The organism is Neomicrococcus aestuarii (genome assembly GCF_014201135.1).
Classification (GTDB): domain Bacteria; phylum Actinomycetota; class Actinomycetes; order Actinomycetales; family Micrococcaceae; genus Neomicrococcus; species Neomicrococcus aestuarii.
The window spans coordinates 261,545-281,035 of record NZ_JACHDR010000001.1 but is presented as its reverse complement, the minus strand read 5'-3'; the positions used below and the strand labels follow the sequence as shown (position 1 = coordinate 281,035).

Here is a 19,491-nt window from a genome sequence, read left to right as displayed (position 1 = left end):
CCCACGCCTCACAGGCACATGGGATCTAGATAGAACCTGGCATCGTCAAGAGCGCCAGCACATAAGCGACGGGGGATGCGAAAACAATGGAATCGAGGCGGTCCATCACACCACCGTGACCGGGCAGGATGTTGCTCATGTCCTTGATGCCAAGCTCACGCTTGACGAGGGACTCGGACAAGTCACCGGTGGTAGCTGCCGCAACGGTTGCCACAGCCAACAGGAGGCCGGACCACCACGGGGTGTCCAGAACGAACACGCTTGCGAGAACGCCCACCACAATCGCGCCGGCAACGCTGCCCGCGAAGCCCTCCCACGATTTCTTCGGGCTGATCTTCGGCGCCATGGGGTGCTTTCCGAAGGACGCACCCACCAAGTAGCCGAAGGTGTCATTGGCGACCACGAGCAACAGAAGAGTCGCCACTTTGAGGTGGCCGTCCTGTTCGTTGAACAACAGCACCGCGAAGCTGATCATCAGCGGCACCCACAGGGCCGTGAACGTGCCAGCCATGAGGGAACGCAACAAGTGCGGCGGCCGGGCCACCACGTTCCACAGCAACAACACAGTGATGGACACAATGGTGGCGAAACCCAAACCTTCGGGACCCGCGAGGGCTGCCGCTACCGGCAGCGCACCGGCGGCAAGCACCAGCGGCCTCATGGGAACGCGAGTATTGGAACGCTGGAAAGCGCGTGACACCTCCCAACATCCCACCATCGCGAACATGGTCACGAGGATGATGAAAGCTATCGGAAACCAAAACAGGCCCACCAGTACCACTGCGAGGAGAAAAACTCCCACGAGAATGGCGGCTGGTAAATCACGGCCGGCTTTGGAGGCTCGGCCGCGTTCGGCGCGAGCATCTCGCATCGCTTCATACTCGTGCACAAGGTCCATGGGACCTGTGGAGTGGTGCTGGGGGCGCTGTTGTGGATCGGTCATATTTAGACCTCGAGAAGCTCAGCTTCCTTCTTCTTCAACATTTCGTCGATCTGGTCAACGTGCTTCTTCGTAAGCGCGTCCAGTTCCTTCTCACCACGTGAGCCATCATCTTCACCGATTTCGCTGTCCTTGACGAGCTTGTCGATAGCTTCCTTGGCCTTGCGGCGGTGGTTACGGATGGCAACCTTAGCGTCTTCGCCCTTACCCTTGACGACCTTCACGTATTCCTTGCGGCGCTCTTGCGTGAGTTCCGGCATGACAATACGAATGGTCTTGCCATCGTTAGACGGGTTAGCGCCTACTTCCGAGTCACCCAAAGCCTTCTCGATTTCGCGAAGAGCCGTGGTGTCATACGGGGTGATGAGGATGGTACGAGCATCAGGGGTAGCGAAGGATGCCAACTGCTGCAAAGGCGTCGGGGAACCGTAGTAGTCCACCATGACCTTGGCGTACAGGTTGGGGTTAGCGCGGCCGGTGCGGACCGATGCGAAATCTTCGCGGGCCGCCTCGATAGTGCGTTCCATTTTGTCAGCGGCTTCGCTGAGGGTTTCCTCAATCACGATGTCTCCTTTTGCCCGTCCCAGGGCGTAAATCTACTGAAAATAATACTTACTTCATCCTAGACGGTGACGCGTGTTCCCATGCGTTCGCCCAAGATGGCACGAGTGACGTTGCCCTGGCCTTCCATGCCAAAGACCATCATTTCAAGCTTGTTGTCCTTGCACATGGTCATCGCGGTCTGGTCCATCACGCGAAGGTTGCGCTGCAGCGCCTCGTCGTACGTGAGGTTCTCGATGAGTTCAGCGTCCGGGTTGGTCTTCGGATCTGCGGTGTACACGCCGTCAACGCCGCTCTTAGCCATGAGCACCACGTCAGCGCCCACTTCGAGGGCGCGCTGAGCAGCGACGGTGTCCGTCGAGAAGTATGGCAATCCGGCACCAGCACCGAAGATCACGACGCGGTCCTTTTCCATGTGGCGGATGGCGCGGCGTGGGATGTACGCCTCAGCAACCTGTGCCATGGAGATCGCGGACTGCACACGGGTGTCAACGCCGGCTTGCTCCAAGAAATCCTGCAAAGCCAAGCAGTTCATGACCGTGCCGAGCATGCCCATGTAGTCGGCGCGGCTGCGGTCCATGCCGGCCTGGCTGAGTTCGGCGCCGCGGAAGAAGTTTCCGCCGCCCACCACAATGGCCACTTCAACCTTGCCCACGGTGGAGGCGATCTGTTCTGCGATGTTGCGAACGGTCGTGGTGTCCAAGCCCACCTTGCCGCCGCCAAAAACTTCTCCGGAAAGCTTTAGGAGAACGCGGCGACGCTTCTGTTCCGACTCGTTTCCTTGGGGTGCGTTAGCGGTGGTGTCGGTGTTGGTGGTGTCTGCCGTGCTCATAAGTTTTCCTCCCGTGCCGCGTCAATCGCGGCCAAACGTGCTTCTGCTGCGCAGAGAAAAGGGGCGGTCACTTTCGTGACCACCCCTAACTCTTGCATATTTTTTGCCCGTGACGATGCTGTTGAATCGATCAGACTCTTCAGTGTCTCCGGACGGTTATGGTGTTGGAACCCTTAGGCGCCAACGCGGAAACGAACGAATGCGGTTGCATTTGCGTTTGCTTCCTTAAGAACAGCGCCAACGCTCTTCTTGGCATCCTTAGCGAAGGCCTGGTCAACCAGAACGCCTTCCTTGAAGAAGCCGGTCAAACGGCCTTCAACGATCTTCGTCATTGCAGCTTCCGGCTTGCCCTCGGCGCGAGCGGTCTCTTCAGCGATACGACGCTCGTTCTCAACCAAGTCAGCTGGAACTTCTTCGCGGCTGAGGTAGGTAGGAGCCATTGCAGCGGTGTGCACAGCAACGTCGTGTGCAACGGAGCGTGCAGCGGCAGAGTCAGCGTCTACAGCGATGAGAACGCCAACCTGTGCAGGAAGGTCCTTGGAGGTCTTGTGGAGGTAAGCCTCAACAGCTGCACCTTCAACGCGAGCGGTGCGGCGAACCACAATCTTCTCGCCCAAGACAGCGCCTTCTTCGATCACGTAGTCAGCAAGCTTCTTGCCTTCAACGTCAGCTGCCAAAACGGTCTCGAGGTCGCCGGAGCCGGAAGCCACAGCGGTTTCAAGAACCTTGTTTGCAAGCTGGATGAACTTGTCGCTCTTAGCAACGAAGTCCGTCTCGCAGTTAACCTCTACGAGGTAGCCAATCTTGCCTTCAACAACCTGAGCGGCAACGAGGCCCTCGGCGGTCGAACGGCCTTCGCGCTTGGTAGCGCCCTTAAGACCCTTGATGCGGATGATCTCGATTGCCTTCTCAGCGTCGCCATTAGCTTCGTCGAGAGCCTTCTTGACATCCATCATGCCAGCGCCGGTGCGCTCGCGAAGTTCCTTGATGTCTGCTGCCGTGTAGTTGGCCATGTTCAACCCCATTCGTTGAAAGTAGTAACTGTGGGGCTGGGCTCCTTGTTAGGAGCTCAGCCGTGCCGAACACGCGGACGCATCACGAGTGAGTGGCGCGTCCGCGTGTTCGGTTGGTAGTTGGGTTTTCGCTGGTTACTTTTCTTCCGCAGCAGCTTCAGCCGGAGCTTCAGCGGCTGGTGCGGCCTCTTCGGTGGCAGGAGCAGCTTCTTCAGCAGCCTTGCCTTCGAGCAATTCGCGCTCCCACTCAGCAAGTGGCTCAGCGGCCTGCTCGGTGGAGTTGGAGTTGCGGTTGTGACGAGCGATCAAGCCTTCAGCAACAGCGTCAGCGATCACGCGGGTCAACAGGTTGACCGAGCGGATGGCGTCATCGTTACCTGGGATTGGGAAGTCAACTTCGTCAGGATCGCAGTTGGTGTCAAGGATTGCTACCACTGGGATGCCGAGCTTCTTAGCTTCGTCAACCGCGAGGTGTTCCTTCTTGGTGTCAACAACCCAGATGATGGAAGGCGTCTTGGTGAGGTTGCGGATACCACCGAGGTTTGCCTGCAACTTGTCGAGCTCGCGCTTGAGAAGCAACAGTTCCTTCTTGGTGTGTCCGGAGCCTGCAACGTCCTCGAAGTTGATTTCTTCGAGTTCCTTCATGCGGGAAACGCGCTTGGAAACGGTCTGGAAGTTCGTGAGCATACCGCCCAACCAACGGTGGTTGACGTATGGCTGGTTCACGCGGGTAGCCTGCTCGGCAATTGCTTCCTGAGCCTGCTTCTTGGTGCCGACGAAGAGAACGGTTCCGCCGTGAGCGACCGTTTCCTTCACGAACTCGTAAGCGCGGTCAATGAAGGACAGCGACTGCTGCAAGTCAATGATGTAGATGCCGTTGCGCTCGGTGAAGATGAAACGCTTCATCTTCGGGTTCCAACGACGGGTCTGGTGACCGAAGTGAACGCCGCTATCAAGAAGCTGGCGCATAGTTACGACTGGCATGTCGCATTCCTTTCGGCAGTAGCGGCCGGTTCTTGTGAACCGCGGTAACTGCACTGGTGTTAGTGGTTTGACGGTATCTCCAGTGTGGAGAACCCCTAGCTAACCGCCCCGATAAAACCGAGCACTCCACCCCTTCCGGAAACCGGACCACGGGAGGCGCGTTGCATCGATCGAGATTTCAGGTGAATTCTTGATCTTTGCTCGCGATTAGCGCGAAGTCAGCCCCCTAGCGCATTGAACCCGTGCGGGCACAGTGCATCCAAGGAAAACTGCTGTTCCAATAGTACTACAGCTCTGCTTCACTCACAGCACCGAGAAACGTGCTCCACGGCACGTCGTTATCCCCACTTTGGCGGTGCGATCCCCGCCGATTTCCTGAGCTCGCAAGTATGGTTCCAAACAACCGATTCCTGCGGGTTCAAGACGAGGAAAGGACCACCGAATGCAGTTGCTGCCCCGCTCGCTGATACTTCTTTCGCTCCTGCTGACATCGTGGATGACGACGACGCAGCTTGCGTCTAGTGCGCCGGCAACGGAAGCGCCGGGGTCATGGAAATGGCCCTTGCCCGTGGTGGGTTCCGCATCTGAGGCACCGGGCTATCTCACGCCAGTGATTCTGGAACCCTACGATCAGCCCGAATTCAAGTGGTCTCCCGGGCATCGCGGGATCGACCTCAAAGGCAATACCCCTGAGGTGGCGACGGCTCCCGCGGCGGGCCGGGTCTCCTATCGAGGAACCGTCGTGGACCGCCCAGTGCTGTCACTGGATCACGGCAACGGATACGTCTCTTCGTTTGAGCCGATCTCCTCCGAGCTCAAAGTCGGCGACCCTGTCAGTCAGGGTCAAGCGGTGGGAACCATCTCGACCGGCGGGCATTGCACGAATGCGTGCTTGCATTGGGGCGTTCGCCTCAACGGTGAATACGTGGATCCCATGCTGTTCGTCGTGGATACCAGGCCATCTATTCTGTTGCCGTGGGTCAGCGACTAAGCGTGTGCCCGCTCCCCCAGCGCTTCGCGGTACACCTCAAGCATCAGATCAGTCTTAGCACTTTGGAAGAAGCTGGTCGGATTATACGCAGCGGTCGAAGGGCCGGAACCGTTCCGAATATCGTCAACAGCAACCGCGAGTGCTTGTGCCAGTCCGGGCACGTCATCGCCAGGGGTCAGCCAGAAGCAATCTGCCGGAAGATCGGCCGCGATGCGGTGATCCGCCAACACGGACGGTGTACCGAGAGCCGCCGCTTCAAAGACGGCCATGCCCTGAGACTCAAACCCAATGGACGTCTGAATGAGCGCATCCGCTTTCTGGAGTTCTTCCAGCATGGTGGGGTACGGGACCGAGCCACGGAAGTTGATGGTCGCCGGCTGCATCGAAGCCGCGATAGTTTCGGCTTGTTTGCGGAGCGCGCCGTTTCCGAAGATATGGATATCTGCGTCGATGCCACTGACCTTCACCGCCTCAAGGAATGGAATCAGCCGCTTTTCCTGACTGAACCGGCCCGTCCACACCAAGCGAGGACGCCCGTGATGTTCGGTGCCAGACGCAGTACTCTCCGCAGTCGCGAGCAGATCCTTGGCGATGTCATCATCTAAACCGTTAGACACCACACGCACCGGCGAATACACGCCGCGTTCTTCCAACAGCGCCGCGAAATGCGAGGACGGTGCGGTGACGGCGTTGGCCCGCTTCGCAAAGTTGCCCAAGAACTCCCACGCGGTCTTCGCTCCGGGCCCGCGAATCCCCAGCGTCGCCTTCTGCCACGCACCGAGGCCTCGAACCACCAGCCCGGGTGCTGGCATGGTGGCCTCAATGCCAACATCTACTCGGTTATGCATGGTGTGAACTACGGGGATGCGGCGCTGTTCGGCCAGCTGATACCCGGCGATGGCCGCCCAGAAATCGCCCTGCACGTGAATCAGATCAACCGGCGGCAACGTTGCCAAGGCTTTGTCCAGAGCACGCCGCGTCAGCACGCTGGGAAGGACAATCGAATACTCGCCGGGTCCAGCAGGGAGTGACGGCAACTCGATCGTGTCGGCATCCGGTGCGTGATTTCCCCGAACGCCGGGCGAGACCAGCGTGACTCGGTGCCCGAGTTTTTCGAGAAATTTCTTCTGCAATCGCACGGAGGTCTGCATGCCGCCGAGCGTCTCCGCGTGCTGGTCAATAAAGATGACGATGTGAAGGGACACGTGAATCCTTTTCTGGAGCAGGTGCTATCACCGTATCGAATGTGCCAGAGTGTCCGCTGGACCCTCTCATTGAGCTCATTGAGAGGGTCCATAAGTGGTAGGGAGTGCGGGGCTTGAACCCGCGACCAAAGGATTATGAGTCCTCTGCTCTGACCAACTGAGCTAACTCCCCGAGGTGGTCACGCCCCGCTCTCGCCAAGACGCGACCTCTATCCTATAGGCAATTACCGTGCGCTTTGAGGCATTTGCCGGGTGGTATGACGGCTGGTATTACGACGACGCCGGCTCACTCGTGCGGTTCGGATCCTCGTTGAGGAACGGTTTGGCGCTCGATCCTCGGTAGAGAGCCTCGAAGGTGTCGAGCGTTTTCTGCATCGAGTGGCGGACGGCCTTCTGGTGGCCCTTTTCGCCCATCGCAGCGCGTTCCTCCGGGCTCTTGCCCAAGATTTGGTCAATCTTTTCGGCAAGATCCCGCGTGTTTCCGGGCTCGAACAAGTAGCCGTTCTCACCGTTGTCCACGAGGTGTGGGAGCGCCATGGCGTTAGCCAACACCACGGGACGTGAAGCGGAGAGCGCCTCGAGCGTCACAAGCGACTGCAGCTCGGCGGTACCAGGCTGGCAGAAGACATCGCACGCCAAGTACGCTTCGCGGAGCTCTTGGTCGGACACGTGGCCGCGGAAGTCCACGCGATCGGAGACGCCCAAGTCGGCCGCTTTTTTCTCCAAATGGGGGCGCTGCTCACCGCCGCCAATCACCACGAGGCGAGGCTGCGGCGTCGTCCTAGAAAGTGAAATTGCCTCGATCAACTGATCCACGTTCTTCTCTACCGCAAGCCGGCCCGCGAACAGGACCACCGGGTAGTCCGGCTTCTCGATGACTTCGCCCTCGTGGAGTTCGTAGTGGCTCGAATCGATGCCGTTTGAGAGCGGGAGGACTTCGTTGAGTCGCGCGTAGTCCTTCATGGCTTTGGCAGCAAGCGGGGTGGGGGTGGTGACCACGTCGGCCTTGCCCATGATCTTGCCCATGTCGCGCCACGAGTTCTTCGAAATGAAGTCCAGCACAAACTGTGGGAACGGCAAGAACGGCTCGAGGTTCTCAGGCATGAAGTGGTTGGTGGCGATGACGCGGATGCCGCGGCGCTTGGCTTCCTTCACGGCGGCCTGGCCAATCATGTAGTGGCACTGCACGTGCACCACGTCAGGCTGCACTTCATCAAGAATTTTGCCGATGTCGCGGGTGGCGTCCCACGGCAGGCACAAGCGGTAGCTTTCGTGGGTGAACGCCTTGTGGGACTTCAAGCGGTGAACCATGGCTTCGGGCTGCTGCACCGTGGTGTTGGGGCCGGGCTCGTTGCGTGCCGCAATCACGTGAATTTCGTGGCCACGCGCATGCATGGCAGTGGCGAGCCGGAAGCAAAAAACCGCCGCCCCATTCACATCTGGCGGGTACGTATCCGCTGCAATGAGAATCTTCAAGGACTTCTTTGCGACCACGTGTACGCGCTCCTGAGGCTACCGACGACTGTTTACGGTGCGCGCGGCTCGGGCCGTGAGAGTGGCTGGGCTAATCCTCTGCCCGAATCGTAGCCACCGGATGATGCCCGGCTTCTTGACGACGCCGTTGAATATCCGGATGATGACGAGCCAGCGCGGCGACTCCAACGATAGCAACCAGACCCGCGATGATCATGGATATCGAGACCCAGAGAGGCACATTCGCCTCAAGTTCACCCAAAATGATGATGCCAATCAGGATGCCGACGATCGGGTCAATCACCGTCAATCCAGCAATGACGAGCTCGGGCGGGCCGCTCGAGTAAGCATTCTGGACGAAGTATGTCCCCAAAAGACCGGCTACGGCAATGGCGGCGTATTCCCACCAGGACACGTTCGCGAACATGCGGCCGTTAGGGTCGGTGACTTCAATAGCGAGCGTGCGCACCATGACCGCGCAGAATCCGAAGAGAACTCCCGCCGCCACAATGTAGAAGACCGGCTGGTGATGGTGACGGGTCACGAACCACACAATGATGCTGACAATCACCACCGCCGCGAGGATGTACACGGTGGTGAGTTCTTGGCGTTGTGAAATCCGGTGCACTTCCCGGGTGGCCCGCAAGGCGAGCAGCACGAAGGCCACGGATCCCAGCAAGCATAAGGCGATAGCCCACATGGTCTCTTTGTTGATCTTGTGGCCTTGGTCTTTCGCGTTGACCACGGTGGTAATCACCAGAGCCACCGCCCCCAAAGGTTGCACCACTGTCAACGGCGCAGTCGCGAGGGCGTAGATGTTCAGCACCATGCCGATCACCGTCAAGAGCAAGCCAAAGAGCCACGGCGGATTCTTCACGAGTCCTACAAAGTGTGAGCCGCTGACCCGCAGACTCTTAGAGCCCTTACGTACCGCTTTGGATTGTTGCTGTGCTCCCAGCGCAAGAAACACGGCACCGATCAGCGCGCAGCCGATCGCGACAAACATGGCGATACGTTCTGGAGACACTAGCTCTGCTCTCCCTGCGTTGGGGACGGGGTAGACGCTGCGGACGGCGCGGCTGCCATAGCCTGCGCACGGTGCTTAGCCCGCGCTTTGAAGAAGTAGTCAATCGAGGCCACCCAGTGCAAAATGCACGCAACCGCGAGCAAGAGGGTCGCGACGAGGGTGACGGTTAGCTGATGAGGACCGGCAACGAGCGCCACCATCAGGAAAGGAACGGCGATCATCAGCAGGGCCGTGCGCACTTTTCCGATCACGGTCACGGGGAGATCCGGGGAGCCGCGGAAGAGCAGCCACGAGTTCAGTGCGAGCACCACATCCGGGATCAGGATGGCCCAGACCAACCACATGGGTGCAATGCCGGTCAGTACCAAGGTTGCCGAGACAATCAGCAAGGAGAGTCGGTCCGCGAGAGGATCCAGCCACATCCCAACAGTTGAGATCATGTTGAAACGCCGCGCGATGTACCCGTCTATCCAGTCCGTGGAGAACAGGACTATCAGGACAATGGTTGCCGGCCAATAGTCGGCCGCGAAAGCGGTGAGGTATACGAAAACTGGCACCAAAAGAAAACGCACCACGGTGATGATGTTTGGAATAGTCCAAAATCTGTCAGTCACGGTGTAGTCAAATCCGTCTTGAGTGCCTGCGCCAATCAGTCGCATGTTCCTCCTCCCCCATTACGGCCTATTCTAGGCAAGAAATTGAAATAACAGTTGCTTCTAGGGCGTATTTAGCGCACGAAGAGGGCGGATCATCATTTCGGATGATCCGCCCTCTGACGCTTCCAATCCAGCGATTACCGCTGAGTTGAAGAAGAGACTACTTTTCGCCGAGCTTCCTGATGAAGTACGCCATGGCCGCGAGAGAGCCGCCCATGACTGCTAGCGGCTGCCAGCGATCCTTGACGAGCTTTGCGGCGTCGTCGCGGATGGGCTGGGAGGTGTCAGAGAATGCCACGATTCCGCGGTCAAGCTTCTCTTGTGCCGTTCCTACGAGTGCGGTCGCGCGCTGTGCTGCCGACGGTCCAGAGTTCTGGGGTGCCGTGGTTTTGTGCGCGGCGCGTTCTGCTTGAAAGCGTGCCTTAGTTCCAGCGAACTGGGACTTCACGTCGACCTTTTCGCCCAGACCGTCACGAAGTTCGGTCAGGTGCTGGCGGCGACGATTAGCGCGCGTCAAGAGCTCGTTGTAGGACGGTGCTTGAGGCTTGACCTCGTGAGCCTGGGCAGCCTTTTCACGCTGCTTTGCGGCCTTCTTCTTGGCTTCTTCTGCAGGATCCTTGTCCAACGTGCGAGCGTCGAACGAAGAACCCTCCTTCAGAATGCCGAGGTCGTACTTGATGCCACGGATGGCATCTTCGGGGACCAAGGGAAGTGCTGCTTTCACGCGAGTCGCGGCGATGGCGCCGAGAATCGCAGCGATGATCAGAAATACGCCAGCCACAATGAGCGCTGCGGCCCATGGCTGGAAAATGTTGGAAAGTCCGGCAATGATTGCCACGATGAGCGCGATGGCCATGAAGGCGAGAAGAACCAACGCGACGGCGCCAAAGGCACCAGCAATACCAACCTGCACGCCCTTTTTCTTCATTTGCTGAAGAGCGAGCTGCCCTTCGTCGATCAGCTGCTTTGGCGCAAGGCGTCCAGCAACTTTGACCGTCGAGAGCAAGGACAATCCCAATCGCGATTTTCGTGTTGGGCTGTTTGCCATGAGTAAGTCCTCCTCAAACTTCCGGCCCTTTGGTAGACCGGCACACGTAGCAAAACTACCACTTCGACACGCTCGTAATAACGAAAAATGGCTAATCTGAGCCGATCATGGCACAGGATCACAAATTTTCTTGCGGTTCGCGGAGAAAAGTTCAGTCGCAGACCTGTTCGCTGGGTGAGCTGGTGTGATGTGCTTGGGCCATGTTCCACGATCAGCCCACACCATTCCTGGCCGTCGATAAATCGGTGATGACGGCCAATAGTTTGCGCATGGCTCGCTTCGCAGCAGCACGCGGGGTGAAGCTTCGCCCGCACGCTAAGACGCATAAATCGTGGGAGATTGCTCGGCTTCAGCTCCTGCATGGGGCGGTGGGGCTGACGGTTGCGACCGTCTCTGAAGCAGAGAGCTTCGCTCGCGGTGGCTTCCTCGATATTTTTATTGCCTACCCGCTGTGGGTGGACGCGGCGAAGGCGGCGCGCATCGCAGCCCTTTTAAGTACGACGACGCAGCTCACCCTGGGTGTGGATTCCTCCGAAGGTGCCACTCGGCTCGGCGAGGCTCTGCGCGAGATCAACCTGAGCTCTGAACTTCAGGACCGCTTGCGCGTACGAGTAGAGGTGGATTCTGGTCATCACCGCTCCGGGCTCATCCCGGAGCGCTCCGGTGATGTGGCGCTTGCGGCTCAGCGCGCGGGCCTGACGGTGGACGGAGTCTTCACATTCCCCGGGCACGGTTATGGCTTGGACCGCACGCGTGAACGAGCCGCTCAGGATGAAGCCCGTGCCCTCACCTTGGCACGAGACTCCCTCCTAACCTCCGGAGTGAATTGCAAAGTGGTCAGCGGCGGCTCCACCCCCACGGCTTCGCTCGTGAATCCTGAACAGTCATCGCTCGATCCGGTGATTAACGAAATGCGGCCGGGGGTGTACGTCTTCAACGATGCGCAACAGTGGGAGATGGGATCATGCCAGCCTGATCAGATCGCTCTCACGGTGGCGGCCACGGTGGTGAGCAAACGCGGCCAGAACGTGATCGTGGATGCCGGCAGCAAAATTCTTGGTGCAGACAAAGCGCCGTGGGCGTCCGGCTATGGTCGAGTGCTGGACTTCCCAGACGCACGCATCACGGCACTCTCCGAGCACCACGCGACCATCGAGGTCGCTTCGGAAGAGGAAGCTAACAACCCAGCCTTCGCTCTGGGAACTCGACTTCGGCTAGTTCCCAATCACGTCTGCAACACCGTGAACCTCGTGGATCACTTCTTCACGTTCTCGAGCGCCTCGGACGCGCCCTCCCTCGAGGAACGCTGGCACGTCAACGCTCGCGGGGCCAACACGTAAAGCACACGGCGCAACCACTCATAGTCCGAACCGCCGTGAGATGAGGCGCCGCGGGACCTCGTTAATACTGGGTACTCGTGGTGTGCGTTTTGGTGTTGTGCAGTGATGGTTGCGGTACATTGAATCGCGGTCCGACACGCCTTATCGGGCCGGGATGCTGAGCAGGGGTCGGCTTCCCAAGCAGGACACGCGGGTTCATATCCCGTCGCCCGCTCTCGTTTCTCCCCCGCAGATCGAAGGAGCGGCATGTCCTCTACACGGTTCCGAGAACTCGACGGGCTCAGGGGTATCGCTGCCCTCGCAGTCGTCCTGCTCCACTTCACGGTGGTCTTCGAACAGATCTTTCCTGGTCACGAGCCTCTGGGCGTCTCCTTCCCGTACGGCGGGCTCGGCGTACAACTCTTCTTCTTGATCAGTGGCTACGTGATCCTGATGACCAGCCGCCGGTATGGCCACCCGGGTGAATTCTTGCGGGCGCGAGCCATCCGCCTGTACCCAACCTATTGGGTGTCGCTGACCTTGACCGTGCTGGTGGTCTTCGGCCTCGGAGTCGATCGGCTCTTCCGCCCTTTCTGGGAGATTGCCTCTAACTACACAATGTTCCAGAGCTTCGTGGGGATACGTGACTTCGACGGCGTCTACTGGTCGTTGGCCCGCGAGATGGTCTTTTACCTTCTGATCGCGCTGACCTTGTGGGTCTGCCGTCGCAAGGTCCCAGACTGGTTCGTCCACTGGTTCTCGTTGGCGTGGGCCGTCGGCGGACTGGCCTTGATTGCCGCTTACGCAGCGACCGACAGTTCATTGGTGCGTGTGTTGGTGCTGGCGTCCGTGGCGCAGTACGCCCCGTTATTTGGCTTGGGCATGAACTTCTACCTCTACGCGACCACAGGGAAGATGCATCCGGTCGTCTATCCCCTCGGCGCCCTGGTAATCGTCAACGAAGGGCTAATGACCAACTGGGTAAACGGCTTGCTGTGTGGCGGGCTGGTGTTACTCTTCGCGTGGGTCATCGTGGTGAAGGACGTCCCGGTGCTGCGGAACCCCGTGCTGGTCTGGCTGGGAGCAGTGTCCTACCCGCTGTACCTGCTCCACCAGAACATCGGCTACTCGATCATGGATCAAACGATCGACACCATTGGACCGTGGCCCGCGCGCATTCTGGCTCTAGCGGTCGTGTTGCTGTTGGCATGGGCCGTCCACGAGCTCGTCGAAGTGCGACTGAGCCGCGCCCTCAACCGACGAATTAGCAAGGGACGCAAACCAGCCGTCACGGTGGACAAAGCAGAAGCTTAAAAAGTAAACGCCGCCCACCTTCCGCATTGACCTTTATCCGCAATGAATTGCGAACTAAAGAAAAAGCGAGAAGTGAGCGGCGTCGTCGTAATGGAGTAACTGAAGCTAAGCCTTGACGGCCAGCACCGGGGATTCAGCCTGCAGCAGGATGCGCTGGGCCGTGGAGCCCATGAGCAATTTGCCGACCGGTGAGCGCTTGCGCAAGCCGATCACAATGAGTGACGCGTTGCGGCGCCCGGCCAACTCCAGGATCTCGTCGGCCGGATCGTGACCGCGCAGGGGTTGCAGGATCTCATGATCCAAGCCCTCGGCGGTGAGCCGGGAAGCAACCTCTGCAAGCTCATCTTCTTGAGCGAAATTCTGATCCACGAGTCGGTCGCCACGCGTGGTGTTCAACACCAACAGCTTCTCCCCCGTGAGTTTCGCATGAGAAATGGCAGCCTCGAACGCGGCTTCGCCTTCATCGGATGAAATGTAGCCAACCACGATGGTCATCGGTTGTCCTCCTCAGGGGTGTTCTTGTTGATAGCAGCTGATCGAGTCTCGATTGCGGTGTCAGCATCTGGAATGTCTCCAGCCATGACCTCAGCGAGCGCGGACTGCGGGTGGGACTTGCGGTACATCTTGATGAAGATGGGAGCAATCAGCACCAGGACAATGATCACGTAGCACGCTATGGCTACAGGTTCACTGAACAAGCCGCTGACCTCGCCCGAGCTCAACTGCAAAGACTTACGCAATTGCTCTTCAGCGCGGGGGCCAAGAATCACACCGATGATGAGTGGCAACACGGGCAAGCCGTAGCGGCGCATCAGGAAGCCCAGCGCGCCAAGCACAATCAAGATGATGAGGTCGAAGGTTTGCAGGTTCACCGCGTACGCGCCAAGCGTCGCGAAGAACAAGATGCCGGCGTACAGGTACGGACGCGGGATCTGCAGCAAGCGGGCCCACATGGGTGCTAGCGGCAAGTTGATCAAAAGCAAGAGCGTGTTGCCGATGAAGAGGCTCGCGATGAGCGCCCAAATCAGGTCCGGTTCCTTTTCAAAGAGCAACGGGCCTGGCTGGATGCCGAACTGCACGAAGGCGGCCAGCATGACGGCTGCCGTGGCGTTCGTAGGCAAACCGAGCGCCAACATAGGCGTCAGCGTGCCAGCGGCGGCCGCATTGTTTGCAGCCTCCGGACCAGCAACACCTTCAATAGCGCCGTGACCGAATTCTTCAGGGTGCTTCGAGAGCTTCTTCTCCGTGATGTAGGAGAGGAAGGTAGGAATCTCAGCGCCACCGGCAGGAAGAGCGCCGAATGGGAAACCGTACGCGGTGCCGCGCAACCATGGCTTCCACGAACGCTTCCAGTCCTCTTTGCCCATCCACGGACGGCCCACAGGAATGGTCTTGAGCGGAGTGCGGCGCAAGTGCGCGGCAATCCAGAGAGCCTCGCCGATCGCGAAGATAGCCACGGCGACCACCACAATGTCCAGGCCGTCGTTCAGGAATGGGATGCCGAAGACCAAGCGCTGCTGGCCGGTCACACGGTCAATACCAATCAGACCAATGGCCAAGCCCAGACCCAGAGACGCGAAACCGCGAATCTTCGACTTACCCAGCACCGCGGTGACGGCCACGAGGGCCAACAGCATGATGGCGAGGTAGCTCGGCGAGCCCAGGCTCACCGCGAACTGCACCACGAGTGGAGCGAACGCCACCAGCAGTGCGGTACCGATGGTGCCAGCGACGAAGGAGCCGATGGCTGCGGTGGCCAGCGCTTGAGCAGCGCGGCCGGCCTTTGCCATCTTGTGGCCTTCGAGGGCGGTAATCACCGTTGCTGATTCACCCGGGGTGTTCAGCAAGATGGAGGTGGTCGAGCCGCCGTACATGCCGCCGTAGTAGATGCCCGCGAACATGATGAACGCGCTCGTGGGTTCCATCGCGTAGGTAACAGGCAGGAGCAGTGCAATGGACATGGCCGGGCCGATACCGGGCAGCACGCCAACAGCGGTTCCCAGCATGACGCCGATCGCCGCGAAAAGTAGGTTCATGGGCGTCGCCGCAGTGGCGAAGCCATCCATGAGGAGTCCCCAAGTATCCATTAGAGAATCCCTCCCAACAGGCCGGCAGGAAGCTTAATTCCCAGGCCAAGATAGAAACCATAGAAGGACACGAGGGCCAGAACTATGGAGATGATGGCCATGCGGATGTAGCTGCGTCCACCAAGGGCCCACACGCTAGAGAAGAACAGGATGCTTCCAGAAATCACCCATCCCAGGGTGTCGATGAGCAAAATGTTGAGCACAAACGCTCCCACGAGAGGGAGCAGAGTTTTCCAGTCGGTACCGGAGGCGAGATCTACATCCTCGCCGTCTTCTGCCTCACCGTGTCCGCCGCGCCACACATCGATCGCCAGTAGGACCGCGACCACCACAAGCAAACTGCCAATGATGAACGGGAAGGCGCGCGGCCCTACCGGATCGGTGTGAGAGAACGGTGCCGTCATGGTGGCACCGTTCCAGAGAACGACGGCGCCCACTACAAAGAGGAACGCCGCCACTCCCAGCTCGGACCGGCCTTTGAGGCTGGTCGTTGCGTTGGTCATCCGAGACCCAGTTCCTTCAGAACGTCCGCAACGCGGGTGTCCTGATCGGTCAAGAAGGTCTTGAATTCATCGCCCGTGATGAAGGCGTCGGTCCAGCCGCGCGTCTTGAGCTCGGCCTTCCACTCGTCAGATTCGTGCATCTTGGTCAGTGCGTCGATCCACTTCTGGCGATCCTCATCAGAGACCTCGGGTGGAAGGACAACGCCGCGCCAGTTAGTGAACTCGAAGTCGATGTTGGACTCTTTGAACGTCGGTGCGTCAATGCCCTCAAGTCGCTCGTCGCCCGAGACAGCGAGAACGCGCACGGAGCCCTTCTCGATCTGGTCCACGTACTCGCCAGCGCCGGAGGCTGCGAAGCCCACCTTGTTGCCCAAGATGGCAGGAAGCAAGTCGCCGCCGCCGTCGTAGGACACGTAGTTCACGGTGGTGGGATCAATGCCAACAGCCTGTGCAAGCTGCATCGGGAGCAAGTGGTCCGGTCCACCAGCGGAAGAGCCGCCGCCGACGGAAATCTTGGAAGGATCAGCCTTCCAAGCCTTCACAAGATCATCGATGGTCTTGTACGGGGAATCCTTGGAAACCATGATGGCGCCTGGCTCTTCAATGAGCTTGGCGATCGGCGTGGTGTCCGTCAGCTTCGATGGGGACTTGTTGGTGTAGGAAGCACCCACCACGCCAAGGCCCATGAGCATGCCGAGATCGCCATTGCCCTTTTCGTTGACAAGGCGAGCAAGGCCCACAGTGCCGCCGGCTCCAGCGAGGTTGAACACCTCGGTGTTCTTAGCAACGTCAGCATCTTCCATCACCTTCGCGGCAACGCGAGCGGTGGTGTCATAGCCACCACCAGCAGTGTTGGGCACCATGATGCGCAAGTCGGTAACGGGTCCAGCAGCAGCGGAGGAACCGGAGTTGTTAGCGGAGCTCTGCGTTGAGCCTCCGCTAGTGACGCCACAGCCTGTGACGGCGAGAATCATCGCCGAGGCCACGGCTGCGAGCCGAAGCTTCTTTCCAGCGAACATGTTTTTTCCTTTCAAGGAAAGTGAGAGAGAACACAAGAAATCTACGTTCACTTGTGACCGAGGTCATACTTGCGTTCGCAATGGTCTTTATGAACATTGTGTAAACGCGATCTATGTCACTAAAGCGCGGTAATCTCGAACAGCCATGTCTGCCACCCCAGCACTCCCCCACGCAACGATGCCAGCGGTCCGCCGCGAGCGTCGTCGTACTTCGCGCCATCTCACCCTCGCCAGCCAGTTCTTGCTCTTGCAACTGCTCATCGTGGCAGCCGTCGTCGTGGGCACTATGGGATTCTCCCTTGCCCAGTCAACGGCCGCTTTCGAACGCACGGAAAGCCGGCGAGCGCTCGCCGTCGCCGAGACTTTGGCGAGCGTGCCTACCGTGCGCACGCTCATGCAGGACCCCGCCACGCGTCACAGCGCAGCCCTTCCCGCCGTCACCCAATCAACGTCCGGCACCTCCGGCTTCGAGTACGTGTTCCTCGCCGACTTGGACGGCACCATTGTGAGCTCCTCCCAGCCCACGCTTCTGGATGACACACTCCCTATCGATTCGTGGGCAGAAGACCTCGGCCGCGGCGTCACGGGTTCGCTGGACATCGACCGAACCCAAATCCTGATGGCCCGGGTGCCCATCATGAATGACAGTGGCCGCATGGTGGGCCTCGCGGGTGTCGCGCGCACGTATCCGTCCTTGTCAGAGCGCGTTGAGCAATCCCTGCCGAACGTCATGATTTACGGCGGCCTAGCGCTTGCGATCGGCGCCATTGGATCGCTCTTGCTCTCCCAGCGCATCAAACGCCAGACCTTCGGCATGGAGCCCCAGGAAATCGCGGATTTGGCCACGCACTTGGATACCGTGGTCAACGGCGTCAAGGAAGGCATCGTGGCCCTGGACGCCGCAGAGCGAGTGAGCCTCGTGAACCAGCCGGCGCAGGATCTGTTGCGGCTGCCTACCGAGGTGATCGGCGAGCGCATCGATCAGATTGCGCCGAATCCGTTGGTAGCCAAGCTGCTCACCTCAGACCAGTCCACCCCGGACAGTTTGGTGATTGTGGGTCAACGGCTGCTCGCGTTCAACCGCAAACCGCTGATGTCCTTCGGCAAACCTGTAGGTTCCGTCACCACTATTCGCGACCACACGGAGCTAGCGACGCTGGAACGGGAACTCGGCATGCAGAGTGTGAGCACGGAGATGATGCGCGCGCAGACCCACGAATTCGCGAACCAGCTTCACACCATCTCCGGACTGATCCAGCTGGGCGAGTACGACGAAGTGGTGAAGTTTGTGGACGGTATCCGCTGGAGCATGACGCGCTTGAATGAGGACGTCACCTCCATGATTCACGAACCCGCGATCGCCGCCCTCCTGATCGCCAAGGCCAGCATTGCCGCCGAGCGCAACATCGACTTTGACCTCACCGAAGATTCCTCGCTCCCCCGCTTGCCGGATACCCTGGCTCGCGAGCTTTCCACTGTGGTGGGCAACCTGATTGACAACGCAATGGACGCCGTCCATCATGAGACGGATCGCCATGTCAGCGTCACTATTAGCGCCGAGGAGGACGCGATTCACGTGACGGTTCGCGACTCTGGCGCCGGGGTGGCGGAGGATTTGTTGGACCGCATTTTTGTGCAGGGATTTTCAACGAAGGACGACGCCGCAGCTCCCCACGCGCAGCGCGGCTTCGGTTTGGCGCTAACTAAGTTGGTGTGCGAACGCCACGGCGGTAGCGTGACGGTCCGTAACGGCGGAAACCTGCTCACCTCCGATCATCACGGCCCGGGCGCGATTTTCGAGGCGCACCTTCCGTTCAAACCCGCAACAGTAAGTGAGAACCACTCGTCATGATCAAGGTACTGGTAGTCGATGACGACTTCATGGTGGCCAAAGTCAACGCAGGTTTCGTCAGTCAAGTCCCCGGGTTCACCGTCATTGGGGCCACGCACACGGGTGCTGCCGCTTTGGAAGCGGTGCGCGCGTATGCTCCGGATCTGGTGCTTCTAGATATCTACTTGCCGGACATGAGCGGTCTAGAGCTCTTGCAGAAGCTACGTGAGCTGGACCCGGAGCTTGATGTGTTGATCATCAGCGCGGCCCGCGAAGTGGACACGGTTCGCAAGGCGTTACGCGGCGGCATTGTGCACTACTTGATGAAGCCGTTCTCCGCCGCTGACCTGCGCGAACGCTTAGTCCATTACCAAAACACCTACCACCCGCTTTCCCAGGTCTCTGAGACTGCGGATCAGCAAGACATCGACAAGATCTTTGGCTTCAGCGTCCCGGACAAGAGGCTCCCGAAGGGCTTCAGTTCCGAGACCCTGGAGAAGGTCGTGGAGATCTTGAAAGCAGCAGACGCGAACATCTCTGCAGCCGAAGCCGCCGATCTGTTGGGCACCTCTCGCGTGAGCGCCCGCCGTTATCTCGAGTACCTCAATGAGCAAGGCAAGGTGGAGATTGATCTGCGGTACGGAATTGGTCGTCCTGAGCGCCGCTACGGCTGGAAGCGCTAACGCCT

The 19,491-nt window shown here is 59.3% G+C and carries 19 protein-coding genes and 1 tRNA gene; 5 read left to right on the top strand and 15 right to left on the bottom strand.

The window, feature by feature from the left end:
- Positions 1-25 precede the first annotated feature (25 nt).
- From HD598_RS01250 to rpsB, 5 genes are all read right to left on the bottom strand, one after another.
- A complete protein-coding gene (locus tag HD598_RS01250) occupies positions 26-871 on the bottom strand; it encodes a phosphatidate cytidylyltransferase (protein WP_232318114.1) in 846 nt (281 codons plus the stop codon).
- 74 nt (positions 872-945) lie between these two features.
- Entirely contained in the window at positions 946-1,503 is a 558-nt protein-coding gene (gene frr / locus HD598_RS01245) for a ribosome recycling factor (protein WP_071893859.1), read from the bottom strand.
- Positions 1,504-1,562: 59 nt separating this feature from the next.
- A complete protein-coding gene (pyrH, locus tag HD598_RS01240) occupies positions 1,563-2,333 on the bottom strand; it encodes a UMP kinase (RefSeq protein WP_183663268.1) in 771 nt (256 codons plus the stop codon).
- A gap of 173 nt (positions 2,334-2,506) precedes the next feature.
- Positions 2,507-3,346, bottom strand: coding sequence for a translation elongation factor Ts (gene tsf, locus HD598_RS01235; protein WP_183666455.1), 840 nt, complete (start codon positions 3,344-3,346; stop codon positions 2,507-2,509).
- 135 nt (positions 3,347-3,481) lie between these two features.
- Complete coding sequence (gene rpsB / locus HD598_RS01230) at positions 3,482-4,330, bottom strand: 30S ribosomal protein S2 (protein WP_071893861.1); 849 nt, start codon at positions 4,328-4,330, stop codon at positions 3,482-3,484.
- 442 nt (positions 4,331-4,772) lie between these two features.
- On the opposite strand from rpsB, the gene HD598_RS01225 reads away from it, so the two are divergent.
- Entirely contained in the window at positions 4,773-5,321 is a 549-nt protein-coding gene (locus HD598_RS01225; RefSeq protein ID WP_183663267.1) for a M23 family metallopeptidase, read from the top strand.
- On the opposite strand, the gene HD598_RS01220 is transcribed toward HD598_RS01225, so the two are convergent.
- The 6 genes from HD598_RS01220 to HD598_RS01195 form a co-directional block, all read right to left on the bottom strand.
- Complete coding sequence (locus HD598_RS01220) at positions 5,318-6,526, bottom strand: glycosyltransferase (RefSeq protein WP_311538910.1); 1,209 nt, start codon at positions 6,524-6,526, stop codon at positions 5,318-5,320. The two genes, HD598_RS01225 and HD598_RS01220, sit on opposite strands and share 4 nt — an antisense overlap.
- Positions 6,527-6,621: 95 nt before the next feature.
- Positions 6,622-6,698 (bottom strand) — tRNA-Ile (locus HD598_RS01215).
- A 98-nt stretch (positions 6,699-6,796) separates the two neighbouring features.
- Complete coding sequence (locus HD598_RS01210) at positions 6,797-8,002, bottom strand: glycosyltransferase (RefSeq protein WP_221244567.1); 1,206 nt, start codon at positions 8,000-8,002, stop codon at positions 6,797-6,799.
- A gap of 88 nt (positions 8,003-8,090) precedes the next feature.
- Positions 8,091-9,026 carry a DMT family transporter gene (locus tag HD598_RS01205; protein ID WP_311538909.1) on the bottom strand — a complete coding sequence of 312 codons (936 nt, stop codon included), beginning with the start codon at positions 9,024-9,026 and terminating at the stop codon, positions 8,091-8,093.
- A complete protein-coding gene (locus tag HD598_RS01200; protein WP_183663262.1) occupies positions 9,026-9,685 on the bottom strand; it encodes a CDP-alcohol phosphatidyltransferase family protein in 660 nt (219 codons plus the stop codon). Before HD598_RS01200 ends, HD598_RS01205 begins: the two co-directional genes overlap by 1 nt.
- 157 nt (positions 9,686-9,842) lie before the next feature.
- Positions 9,843-10,730, bottom strand: coding sequence for a phage holin family protein (locus HD598_RS01195; RefSeq protein ID WP_183663260.1), 888 nt, complete (start codon positions 10,728-10,730; stop codon positions 9,843-9,845).
- 200 nt (positions 10,731-10,930) lie between these two features.
- Here HD598_RS01195 and HD598_RS01190 point away from each other — a divergent pair, with 200 nt between their 5' ends.
- Positions 10,931-12,070, top strand: a complete 1,140-nt coding sequence (locus tag HD598_RS01190; protein ID WP_183663258.1) for an alanine racemase — start codon at positions 10,931-10,933, stop codon at positions 12,068-12,070.
- 246 nt (positions 12,071-12,316) lie between these two features.
- Positions 12,317-13,363, top strand: coding sequence for an acyltransferase family protein (locus HD598_RS01185; protein ID WP_183663257.1), 1,047 nt, complete (start codon positions 12,317-12,319; stop codon positions 13,361-13,363).
- A gap of 105 nt (positions 13,364-13,468) precedes the next feature.
- Here the strand turns inward: HD598_RS01185 and HD598_RS01180 are convergent, their stop codons facing one another.
- The 4 genes from HD598_RS01180 to HD598_RS01165 are packed head-to-tail and all read right to left on the bottom strand — an operon-like array spanning position 13,469 to position 16,972.
- Positions 13,469-13,858, bottom strand: coding sequence for a universal stress protein (locus tag HD598_RS01180; RefSeq protein WP_071893867.1), 390 nt, complete (start codon positions 13,856-13,858; stop codon positions 13,469-13,471).
- On the bottom strand, positions 13,855-15,450 hold the full coding sequence (locus HD598_RS01175) for a tripartite tricarboxylate transporter permease (RefSeq protein WP_183663255.1): 1,596 nt from the start codon (positions 15,448-15,450) through the stop codon (positions 13,855-13,857). Before HD598_RS01175 ends, HD598_RS01180 begins: the two co-directional genes overlap by 4 nt.
- Positions 15,450-15,953: a tripartite tricarboxylate transporter TctB family protein gene (locus tag HD598_RS01170; protein WP_183663252.1), complete on the bottom strand. Its 504-nt coding sequence runs from the start codon at positions 15,951-15,953 to the stop codon at positions 15,450-15,452. Before HD598_RS01170 ends, HD598_RS01175 begins: the two co-directional genes overlap by 1 nt.
- Positions 15,950-16,972 carry a Bug family tripartite tricarboxylate transporter substrate binding protein gene (locus tag HD598_RS01165; RefSeq protein WP_183663249.1) on the bottom strand — a complete coding sequence of 341 codons (1,023 nt, stop codon included), beginning with the start codon at positions 16,970-16,972 and terminating at the stop codon, positions 15,950-15,952. Before HD598_RS01165 ends, HD598_RS01170 begins: the two co-directional genes overlap by 4 nt.
- A 145-nt stretch (positions 16,973-17,117) precedes the next feature.
- Here HD598_RS01165 and HD598_RS01160 point away from each other — a divergent pair, with 145 nt between their 5' ends.
- Positions 17,118-18,824, top strand: coding sequence for a sensor histidine kinase (locus tag HD598_RS01160; protein WP_260170453.1), 1,707 nt, complete (start codon positions 17,118-17,120; stop codon positions 18,822-18,824).
- Positions 18,821-19,486: a response regulator gene (locus HD598_RS01155; RefSeq protein ID WP_183663246.1), complete on the top strand. Its 666-nt coding sequence runs from the start codon at positions 18,821-18,823 to the stop codon at positions 19,484-19,486. Before HD598_RS01160 ends, HD598_RS01155 begins: the two co-directional genes overlap by 4 nt.
- The last annotated feature ends 5 nt before the right edge of the window (positions 19,487-19,491 follow it).